At 59.2% G+C, this 10,805-nt stretch carries 9 protein-coding genes; 7 read left to right on the top strand and 2 right to left on the bottom strand.

Going from position 1 to position 10,805, the window contains the following annotated elements:
* The first annotated feature begins 8 nt into the window (after positions 1-8).
* Complete coding sequence (locus tag BG455_RS07450) at positions 9-602, top strand: glutathione S-transferase family protein (RefSeq protein WP_071469366.1); 594 nt, start codon at positions 9-11, stop codon at positions 600-602.
* Positions 603-713: 111 nt separating this feature from the next.
* Here BG455_RS07450 and BG455_RS07445 read toward each other — a convergent pair whose 3' ends face one another.
* Positions 714-1,547, bottom strand: coding sequence for a prephenate dehydratase (locus tag BG455_RS07445; protein ID WP_071469365.1), 834 nt, complete (start codon positions 1,545-1,547; stop codon positions 714-716).
* Between the two features lie 122 nt (positions 1,548-1,669).
* Here BG455_RS07445 and BG455_RS07440 point away from each other — a divergent pair, with 122 nt between their 5' ends.
* The 6 genes from BG455_RS07440 (at position 1,670) to BG455_RS07415 (ending at position 9,444) form a co-directional block, all read left to right on the top strand.
* Positions 1,670-2,176 carry a c-type cytochrome gene (locus BG455_RS07440; RefSeq protein ID WP_071469364.1) on the top strand — a complete coding sequence of 169 codons (507 nt, stop codon included), beginning with the start codon at positions 1,670-1,672 and terminating at the stop codon, positions 2,174-2,176.
* Positions 2,177-2,360: 184 nt separating this feature from the next.
* Positions 2,361-4,298, top strand: a complete 1,938-nt coding sequence (locus BG455_RS07435) for an extracellular solute-binding protein (protein ID WP_071469363.1) — start codon at positions 2,361-2,363, stop codon at positions 4,296-4,298.
* Between the two features lie 2 nt (positions 4,299-4,300).
* The gene (locus tag BG455_RS07430) at positions 4,301-5,389 is read left to right on the top strand and encodes a microcin C ABC transporter permease YejB (protein ID WP_071469362.1); all 1,089 of its coding nucleotides are present in this window, start codon (positions 4,301-4,303) and stop codon (positions 5,387-5,389) included.
* A gap of 99 nt (positions 5,390-5,488) precedes the next feature.
* Positions 5,489-6,595: an ABC transporter permease subunit gene (locus BG455_RS07425; RefSeq protein WP_071469429.1), complete on the top strand. Its 1,107-nt coding sequence runs from the start codon at positions 5,489-5,491 to the stop codon at positions 6,593-6,595.
* Complete coding sequence (locus BG455_RS07420) at positions 6,592-8,196, top strand: ABC transporter ATP-binding protein (RefSeq protein ID WP_071469361.1); 1,605 nt, start codon at positions 6,592-6,594, stop codon at positions 8,194-8,196. The genes BG455_RS07425 and BG455_RS07420 overlap by 4 nt, the downstream gene beginning before the upstream one ends.
* Positions 8,197-8,214: 18 nt before the next feature.
* Positions 8,215-9,444, top strand: coding sequence for a glycosyltransferase (locus BG455_RS07415; protein ID WP_071469360.1), 1,230 nt, complete (start codon positions 8,215-8,217; stop codon positions 9,442-9,444).
* Here BG455_RS07415 and hemN read toward each other — a convergent pair.
* Positions 9,441-10,796 carry an oxygen-independent coproporphyrinogen III oxidase gene (gene hemN / locus BG455_RS07410; protein ID WP_071469359.1) on the bottom strand — a complete coding sequence of 452 codons (1,356 nt, stop codon included), beginning with the start codon at positions 10,794-10,796 and terminating at the stop codon, positions 9,441-9,443. The two genes, BG455_RS07415 and hemN, sit on opposite strands and share 4 nt — an antisense overlap.
* Positions 10,797-10,805: the final 9 nt, after the last annotated feature.

The following is a 10,805-nucleotide window of genomic DNA, read 5'->3' as shown; positions in this document are numbered from 1 at the left end:
GAGGGGGCATGTATACTGTCATCGGCCGCGCCAATTCCCGTGCCACGCGTGTGCTCTGGATGCTCGAAGAACTGGGGCAACGCTACGAACATGTCCCCGCTGCCCCGCAATCCGAAGGGGTGGTCAGCTTCAATCCGGCAGGCAAGGTGCCTGTCCTGATCGAGGATGGCACGCCGATCACCGATTCGACGGCCATCATCCAGTATCTGGCCGACAAACATGGCGCCCTGACCTTTCCTGCCGGTACGCTGGACCGCGCCAGACAGGATAGTCTGACCCAATTCCTGCTTGATGAATTCGATGCCGCACTCTGGATGGCGGCGCGCCACAGCTTTCTTCTGCCGCAAGAGCTGCGCCAATCCGCGATCAAGGATTCGCTGATCTGGGAATTCACCAACAGCCAGAAAACCTTGGTCCACCGCATGGGCGAGGGGCCGTATCTGATGGGCCAGCACATGACAGTGCCCGACATCATCCTGACACATTGCGGGATCTGGGCGCGGGTGGCAAAATTCCCCATCCACGAACCCCGCCTGTCGGATTACCTTGCCCGTATGACGGCGCGCCCCCCTCTGGCCAAGGTTCTGGCCATGATGGGTTAACGCGTTTCATTTTCTTGCGAAAAATACTCGCGGGGTTTCTCAAGGGGGGCGCGCCCCCCTTGAGGCAGGTGGTTTGGAGGGCGGCAGCCCTCCAAGTCTGGTCAACTTCCCTTATTTGCGCGCAGGGTCCGCAGGGTATGTGCCCAGAATATTCAGGTAAGATGTGAAATAGCGCAGCTCGTCCAGCGCGCGCGCGACATTTTCATCCTCGGGGTGGCCCTCGATCTCGGCAAAGAATTGCGTCGCGGTAAACGACCCGTCCACCATGTAGCTTTCCAGCTTCACCATGTTTACGCCATTGGTGGCAAAACCGCCCATCGCTTTATACAGGGCTGCGGGAATGTTGCGCACGCGAAACAGAAAGCTGGTCATCATGCCATGATCACCGCGCCGGTGCTGGTCGGGTTCGCGGCCCATCACCAGAAAACGGGTGGTGTTGGTGCCTTCATCCTCGATATGGCGGGCCAGCACATTCAGGCCGTAAATCTCGCCCGCCAGTTCCGACGCAAGTGCTGCCAGTGGCCGCTCTCCACGCTGTGCCACTTCGCGGGCCGAACCTGCGGTATCTGCCCCTGTCACACGGTGGATGCCGTGCTGTTTCAGAAATGCACGGCACTGGCCCAGCAGCATGGTGTGGCTCATGGCGTGGGTAATGTCTGACAGCGCGACACCGGGCAGGGCCAGCAGGTTGATATGCACCCGCACAAACGCCTCATCCAGAATATGCAACCCGCTATCTGGCAGCAGATGGTGAATATCGGCCACCCGCCCGAAGGTGGAATTCTCGATTGGCAGCATTGCCAGATCGGCCTGTTTGCTGCGCACCTGATCGAAGACATCTTCAAATGTGCGGCAGGGCACCGCTTCCATATCCGGATGCTTCAGGCGGCAGGCTTCGTGGGAATATGCGCCCGGTTCGCCCTGAAATGCAATTTTGCCAGTCATGTTTCCGCTCACAAAGTCCAGATTTCGCCCGATTGGGCGTTTCGTCGCGCTAACTACCGCTTGAAACCTGCAAGGGGAAGCGGATAGATACATCTAAATTCGCTGATATACGGGATTGCGATATGTTTGACACGATGGTCCTGACCAAGGCGGTTGCCGCATTCTGTGGTGCCCTTCTGGTTTTTCTTCTCGGCAACTGGGCGGCCTCTGGTTTGTATGTGCCGCGCAATGCGGGCGCGCAGCAAGCGTTCATCATTGACACAGGCGCAGATGATGTTGCGGCAGAACCTGTGGCAGAGCTGACCTTTGAAGAAGCGTTCGAGGTGGCCGATGCCGCTGCGGGGTCGCGTCTGTGGTCGCAATGCCGCGCGTGCCATGCCTTGGAAGAAGGGCGCAATGGTGTTGGCCCGTATCTGCATGGTGTGGTCAACCGCTCGATCGGGGCTGTTGACGGGTTCAACTATTCGGGTGCTCTCAATCAGGCGGGCGATGCCTGGACGCCAGCAGTTCTTTCTGAATTCCTGCTGAACCCCAGCGCGCTGACCCCCGGCACCTCGATGAGCTATCGCGGCATGGCCAGCACACAGGACCGCGCCAATCTGATTGCGTATATCGAAAGCGAAAGCTGACCCCAGCCGACAGGTTTTTTTACAGGCCGCCCGCTTTGCGGGCGGCCTGTTTGCTTTTCATCAAGCGCAATCAAATTACCTTGTCCAATGTGCGAAAGGGTTGCGCATGTATCGACAGCACCGCACAAAGACGGAATAAAGACAAAAGCCTGCGCATGTCAGGCCATAACAGGAGGAGTTGCCCATGCCCCGCGAGTCCACGACAAGACCCGTGACTTTCCCTGTCCGTGATCTGCGAATGCCCGTTGCTGCCGCAGGTCTGCTTCTCGCGGCGCTGTTTGCCAGCCCTGTCTTTGCCGAAGGCGATGATGGGCTTATTCGCGCCCATGGCTATTCCTTCTATGGCGATCTGACCTATCCCGAGGGGTTCGAGCATTTCTCTTATGTAAACCCCGACGCCCCCAAGGGCGGGTCGATCTCGATCTCGGCGCAGGGCACGTTTGATTCCATGAACCCGTTTACGCGGCGCGGGCGGGCGGGGCTGCTGTCTTCCGCGATTTATGAAAGCCTGCTGGAAAGCTCCGAGCCGATGGGCGGCGGGCTGGTTCCGGCTAATGTCTATGGCGAGGCGTATGGCCTGTTGGCGCATACAGTCGAGTATCCAGAGACAAAAGAATGGGTCATCTTCCATATGCGCCCAGAGGCGCGGTTTTCCGATGGCACGCCAGTGACCGCGCATGATGTGGTGTTTTCGCATAATCTGTTTCTGGAACAGGGTTTGCCTTCTTACGCGCAGGCCGTCAGCGCCCGCGTGACCGACGCCGAGGCGTTGGATGATCACACAGTCAAATTCACCTTTGCCGAAGGGATTTCGCGCCGCTCTCTGATTGATCAGGTTGGTGGCACGCCGGTATTTTCGCAAGCGTGGTATGAAGAAACCGGCGCACGGCTGGACGAATCGCGCATGGAAATCTCGCCCGGTTCCGGCCCCTATATGCTGGACAGTTTCGAGGTGAACCGCCGCATCACCTATCGTCGCAACCCCGAGTATTGGGCGAATGACCTGCCGCAAAACCGTGGGCGACATAATTTCGATGAAATCCGGATTGAGTATTTCGCCGATGGCGCGGCCGCGTTCGAGGCGTTCAAAACCGGCGAATACACTTTCCGCGCCGAGAATAATTCGCGCCAATGGGCCACCGGCTATGACTTTCCCGCCTTGAACCGCGGCCATGTGGTGCGCGGTGAGTTGCCAACCGGCTTTCCGCCCACGCCAACGGGTTTCGTGTTCAACTTGGGCCGCGAGTTCCTGCAAGACAAGCGCGTACGCGAGGCCATCTCGCTGGCCTTCAACTTTGAATGGACGAATGACACGCTGCAATATGGCCTGTTCCAGCAACGCGCCTCCTTCTCGCAAGGCACACGCTTTCAGGCCGATGGCCCACCCGAGGGGCTGGAGCTGGAATTGTTGCAATCGCTTGGCGATCTGGTCCCCGACGAGGTGCTGAGCGAACCGGCCCGCATGCCGCATGCGTCCGACCCCGCACGCCTGACCGACCGGCGCAATATCCGCCGCGCCAGTGCCTTGTTGTCCGAAGCGGGGTGGGACGTTGACAGTGCAGGCCAGCTGCGCAACGCCGATGGCGCGCGGATGACCATTGAAATTCCCGTCTCTTCTGCCGGATCTGCCACAATGGATTCGATTATCGAAACCTTTACCCAGAACCTGCAAGGTTTGGGCATTGATGCCCGTTTCCAGCGGATCGACCCCGCACAGCACACCGACCGCCGCCGCAACCGCGACTATGACATGATCTTTGACCAATACACCGCTTTCATGGATACAGGCACCGGCCTGCACCAGCGGTTCGGGTCCGAAGCGGCGGATGATGTGTTTAACCCTGCCGGTCTGCGCAGCGAATTGGTGGACAAGGTGATTGACCTGTCACTGGACGCGCCCGACCCCGAGACGCGCGATGCCGCCCTGATGGCTTTGGACCGCGTGTTGCGCTATGAACATTTCATGATCCCCGGATGGTTCAACGATACAGTCTGGATCGCGCATTGGGACATCTACCAGCGGCCCGAAGAGACCCCGCCATTTTCCACCGGCGAAATGGATTTCTGGTGGTTTGATGCAGACCGCGCGGCAGAACTGCGCGCTGCTGGCGCATTGAGGTAATCATGGGCGCTTATATCGCGCGACGCCTTGCCCTGATCATCCCCACACTGTTGGGGGTGATGGTGATCAATTTCTTTCTGGTGCAATTCGTGCCCGGTGGCCCGATTGAACAGGTGATCGCCCAGATGGAAGGGCAGGGCAATGTGTTCGGTGCGTTTGACGGGGGTGCTGCCGATGTGAATGTCGGCGCGGTCGAGAACGAGCGCTATCAGGGCGCGCGCGGCCTGCCGCCGGAATTCATTGCCCAGTTGGAACGCGAATTCGGTTTCGACAAACCACCGTTAGAGCGGTTCTTGCATATGATGTGGAATTATATGCGCTTCGACTTTGGCGACAGCTATTTCCGCTCGATCTCTGTCATCGATCTGGTGATCGAGAAATTGCCCGTATCGATCACGCTTGGCCTGTGGTCGACGCTGATCGCCTATGCCGTCTCGATCCCTTTGGGTATTCGCAAAGCGGTGCGCGATGGTTCGCGGTTTGACACATTCACCTCTGGCCTGATTATCGTGGCCTATGCCATTCCGGGCTTTCTGTTCGCCATCCTGCTGCTGGTGCTGTTTGCGGGTGGGTCGTATTGGCAGATTTTCCCTGCGCGCGGTCTGACCTCGCCGCAAGAGGTGTGGGACCAGCTAAGCCCCATCGGCAAGGTGCTGGATTACCTGTGGCATATCACGCTGCCGGTGATTGCCTCGACCATATCTGCCTTTGCAACCCTGACGCTGCTGACCAAAAACAGCTTTCTGGATGAGATTCGCAAACAATATGTCATCACCGCCCGCGCCAAGGGTCTGGCCGAGAAGAAAGTGCTGTATGGCCATGTCTTTCGCAACGCGATGCTGATTGTGATCGCGGGGTTTCCGGCGGTATTTGTGGGCGTGTTCTTTGGCGGGTCACTTATTATCGAGACGATCTTCTCGCTTGATGGTCTGGGCCGCTTGGCGTTCGAGGCGACAGTCGCGCGCGATTACCCTGTTATGTTCGGCACATTATTCGTGTTCGGCATGATCGGGCTGGTTGTCGGGCTGATTTCGGACCTGATGTATGTCTGGATCGACCCGCGCATCGATTTCGAATCGCGGGAGACCTGAGCCATGGATCAGCGCACCACCGCTTTCATCTCTGCCCCCGACCCGTTGCCGCCGGAAGATGCCGATGCAAAAATGCCGCCCCCCAAGCGGCGCTTTGGCATAACCATTTCCGCGCTGAACCGGCGGCGCTGGCGCAATTTCAAGGCCAACCGGCGCGCCCTGTGGTCGCTGATGATCCTTGGGGTTCTCTATGGCCTGTCCCTGTTTGCCGAATACATCGCCAATGACCGGCCTGTGGTGATCAATTTCCGGGGCGAGTTGTATTTCCCAATTCACAACTTCTACGCCGAAACCACTTTCGGCGGCGATTTCAGGACCGAGGCTGTTTACCGCGACCCCGAAGTGCAATGCCTGATCCGCACAGGCGGGGCCGAACTGTGCCTTGATGACCCGACGGAGGCGATGATTCAGGCCGAAACCGGCATTGTCGACGGACAAGAGATCGAGGCAGGCTGGATGGTCTGGCCGCTGATCCCTTATAGTTACAACACCATCAACGATATTGGCCGCGCCGCCCCCTCGCCCCCTGACGAGCGGCACCTGCTGGGCACCGATGACACCGCGCGCGATGTGCTGGCGCGGATCATCTACGGTTTTCGCCTGTCGATCACATTCGCGCTGATCGTCACAGCGCTGACCTCGATCATCGGGATTGCGGCAGGCGCGGTGCAGGGGTTCTTTGGTGGCGTGCTGGACCTGCTGTTCCAGCGCGTGATCGAGCTGTGGAACTCGGTGCCGTCACTCTATGTCATCATCATTCTGTCGTCGATGTTTGTCATGAATTTCTGGTTGCTGGTCTTCCTGATGACGCTGTTCGGCTGGACAGGCCTTGTGGGGGTGGTGCGCGCCGAATTCCTGCGTGCGCGCAATTTTGAATATGTGCGCGCCGCGCGGGCGCTGGGCGTGTCAAATGCCAAGATCATGTTCCGCCATGTGCTGCCAAATGCGATGGTCGCCACGCTGACATTCCTGCCTTTCATCATAACTGGCGTCATCGGCTCGCTTGCGGCGCTGGATTTCTTGGGCTTTGGCCTGCCTTCCTCTGCCCCCTCGCTGGGGGAAATGACGCTGCAGGCCAAGAACAACCTGCAAGCGCCGTGGCTGGGCTTTTCGGCGTTTTTCACCTTTGCGATCATGTTGTCGCTGCTGGTGTTCATCTTCGAGGGGGTGCGCGATGCGTTTGACCCCAGAAAGACCTTCTCATGAGCCGCGTTCTGGATGTGAACAACCTGTCCGTCACCTTTCTGCAAGAAGGGCGCGAAGTGCGTGCCGTGCGCGGTGTGTCCTTCCATGTGGACAAGGGCGAGACAGTGGCGCTGGTGGGCGAATCCGGCTCTGGCAAATCGGTCAGTGCGCTGTCGACTGTGGGGCTGTTGCCGGATTCGGCGCAAGTGGGTGGTTCGGTCACGTTCAAAGGGCAGGAATTGATTGCCGCATCTGACAAGACCCTGCGCGAAGTGCGCGGCAATGACATCAGCTTTATCTTTCAAGAGCCGATGACCTCGCTTAACCCGCTGCACACGATCGAGCAGCAGATCACCGAAAGCCTTGCGCTGCATCAGGGGCTTGGTGGGGCGCGTGCGCGCACGCGCGTGTTGGAGCTGTTGGAGAAGGTGGGCATCCGCGACGCCGAAAGCCGGATGAGCGCATACCCCCACCAACTGTCGGGCGGGCAAAGGCAACGCGTCATGATCGCCATGGCGCTGGCCAACGGGCCGGAATTGTTGGTGGCAGATGAACCGACCACGGCGCTGGATGTGACCATTCAGGCGCAGATTCTGGAATTGTTGGTCAAACTGAAACAGGATGAGGGGATGAGCCTTTTGTTCATCACCCATGACCTGAACATCGTGCGCCGCTTTGCCGACCGTGTCTGCGTTATGCAGGGCGGCGAGATTGTCGAGCAGGGACCAACGGCCAAGATTTTCGACACTCCTCAACACCCCTACACGCAAAAGCTGCTTGCGGCAGAATCGACCGGCCAGCCAGACCCCGTGCCAGCGGATGCGCAGGAAATTTTGCGCACGGATGCGTTGCGGATCTGGTTTCCCATCCAGCGCGGGTTTTTGCGCCGGACTGTGGGCCATGTGAAGGCAGTTAATGAAGCCAGTCTGACCCTGCGCGCAGGCGAGACATTGGGGATTGTGGGCGAATCCGGGTCTGGCAAGACAACACTGGCGCTGGCCATTCTGCGCCTGATTTCCAGCGAAGGGCCGATCTGGTTTGACGGGGCGGATATTCAGGGCCGCAAATCGCGCGACCTGCGCAGCTTGCGGCGGCATTTGCAGATTGTGTTTCAAGACCCGTTCGGCAGCCTGTCGCCGCGCATGACGGTTGAACAGATCATCGCCGAGGGGCTTGGCGTGCATGGCCTGCCTGTGGGCAAAACCCAGCGCGAACTGGTGGCCGAGATTATGGCCGAGGTGGGGCTGGACCCCACAACGATGGAACGCTACCCGCACGAATTTTCCGGCGGGCAGCGCCAGCGCATTGCCATTGCGCGCGCCATGATCCTGCGGCCCAAACTGGTTGTGCTGGATGAACCCACATCGGCGCTGGATATGACAGTGCAGGTGCAGATCGTGGATTTGCTGCGCAGCCTTCAGCGCCGCCACGGGCTGGCCTATCTGTTCATCAGCCATGATCTGCGCGTGGTGCGCGCGCTGTCGCATAAGGTGATCGTCATGAAACAGGGCGATGTGGTCGAGGCGGGCGATAGCGATCAGGTGTTTCAGGCCCCCAAAAGCGACTATACGCGCCAGCTTTTGGCAGCGGCATTTGATATTACGGCGATCGGGGCTGCCTGACGAAGAAGAGGGCCGGATTTGAACATTTTATTCATTCATCAGAATTTCCCCGGCCAATTCAAGCATCTTGCCCCTGCATTGCAAGCGCGCGGCCACAAGGTGGCCGCGCTGACTGCCGAGAAGAACCAGCAGAAAACGCCCATTCCCACATATCGCTATACGATGCCGTTTACAGAGCCAGACCCAAGGCAGGCGCGGCTTGGAACGACATTCATAGTGATGACAGATCGTGCGCATCGGGTGGCCTTGGCGGCCGTGCATATGCGCGACAAGCTGGGCTTTGTGCCCGATGTGATTTTGGGCCATTGTGGCTGGGGCGAGACGCTGTTTCTGCGCGAAGTCTGGCCACAGGCGCGCATTCTGGTTTATGCGGAATTTTTCTATGCCACCGAAGGGCTGGATGTGGGCTTTGACCCCGAGTTCAGCAAACTGACCCTGCCGGTGCGTATGTCCGTCACCTCGCGTCAGGCGCATCTGGCACTGGCGATGGTGCAGGCCGATGCGGCGCTGGCACCCACCGAATGGCAGGCCGACAGCTTCCCGCCCGAATTCCGCGCTAAGATTACGATCACCCATGACGGGGTGGATACTGATACGCTGCGCCCCGATCCGCAGGCACAATACACATTGCCCGACGGGCGTGTGTTGCGCGCGGGCGATGAGGTGCTGACCTATGTTGCGCGCAATATCGAACCCTATCGCGGGTCGCATATTTTCCTGCGCGCCCTGCCCGAGGTTCTGGCCGCACGACCGGAGGCGCAGGTGGTGATTATCGGCAATGATGGTGTCAGCTATTCCAGCGCCCCCAAGCAAGGCAGCTGGCGCGATGTATTCATGGATGAGGTGCGCGACCGGCTGGACCTGTCGCGCGTGCATTTTCTGGGTAGCGTGCCCTATCGGGACTATGTGACCCTGCTGCAAATCGGGCGGGTGCATGCCTATCTGACAGTGCCTTTTGTGCTGTCATGGTCCATGCTGGAAGCCATGAGCCTTGGGGCGCTGGTGGTCGGCTCGCGCACAGGGCCGGTGGAAGAGGTGATCACCGACGGGGTGAATGGCTGTCTGGTAGATTTCTTCGATGTCGAGGGGTGGTCAGACGCGCTAATCGCGGCGCTGTCCGCGCCCGCGCGTTTTCAGCCCATGCGCGAAATGGCGCGGCGCACGATTGTCGATAATCACGACCTCCGGCGGATATGCTTGCCCCGCCTGATCCGTTTTGTGGAGCAGGCGGGGCAAGAGGCAGTTTAGACCGCAGAGCTGTGCCCGGCCTTGTCCATCGCATATTCATCGAACAAGGTTGCAATCATGCGGGTCAGGGGCCGACCCTCAAGGGTGATTTCCAACGCATCCGCGTTGCGTTTCACAAATTGCCCGAAACGCTGGGCGGCCTGATCCATCAGCGCATCCAAAGTGGCAGGGTCTGCGCCGAAGTCGGTGATCAACTCTGCGCGTGACAGGCGGAAATCGCACATCAGCGCTTCAATCGCGCGCCCGCGCCAGATGTCGTCATGGGTAAAGGCATGGCCGCGCGTGGTTGCGAATTCATCGGCCTCAACAAATTTTTTCCATGCGGCTGTCGCAGGGGCGTTTTGTGCAAACCCTTGCGGAAAGCGCGAGATGGAAGAGGCCCCAAGCCCGACCAGAACCGGCGATGTATCGTCGGTATAGCCCTGGAAATTGCGGCGCAATTTCCCTTCGCTTGCCGCTTTTGACAATCCGTCATGGGGGCGGGCGAAATGGTCGATGCCGATTTCATCATACCCGTCCCACAGCAACAGGCGGCGCGCTGTGTCGAACAGGTCTAGCCGTTCTTCGGGGCGGGGCAGGGTGTCAGAGGGAATCATCTGCTGGCGCCGCGCCATCCAGGGCACATGGGCATAGCCATATAGCGCAATGCGGTCGGGGTTCAGCGACATCAGCTTTTGCACCGAATCCGCCATGCGCCGTTGCGTCTGGTTGGGCAGGCCGTACAGAATATCGGCATTCAGGCTTTTGATGCCCCGCGCGCGGATCGCATCGGCGGTGGATTTTGTAATCTCGAAACTCTGGTCGCGCCCGATGATGCCCTGAATTTCAGGGTCAAAATCCTGCACCCCGATGGATGCGCGGGTCAATCCTGCCTCGGCCAGGGCGTCAAGGCGGGCTTCATCAATCTCGTTCGGGTCAATCTCGACCGAGAATTCGCCCCCTTCGGCCAGCGGCGCGATGTCAAACACCTGCGCTGCCAATGCGCGCATCGAATCGGGTGGCAACATTGTGGGCGTGCCGCCCCCCCAGTGCAACCGCGACAGGCGCACGCCTTCGGGCAGGATTCGGCGGAACATTTCCAGTTCGGCCTTGAGTGATTCGGCATAGGCAAGTACAGGTGCATCTGTGCTTGTCCCCTGTGTCCGACAGGCGCAGAACCAACATAATCTGCGGCAGAAGGGCACATGCAGGTATAGCGAGATTGTACTTCCCGGTTGGATCTGTTGAACCCAACGTGTGAAGTCTTCCCCTGTCAGTGCAGAGGAAAACTGAGGAGCGGTTGGATAGCTCGTGTACCGAGGCACACGGGCGTCAAACAAACCTAGCTCTGAAAGTTGCTTTAGATGCGACATGGGGTTACG

The organism is Roseinatronobacter thiooxidans (genome assembly GCF_001870675.1).
GTDB lineage: Bacteria > Pseudomonadota > Alphaproteobacteria > Rhodobacterales > Rhodobacteraceae > Roseinatronobacter > Roseinatronobacter thiooxidans.
Note: the sequence above shows the minus strand (reverse complement) of the source record. Positions and strands in the feature narration are given on the sequence as shown.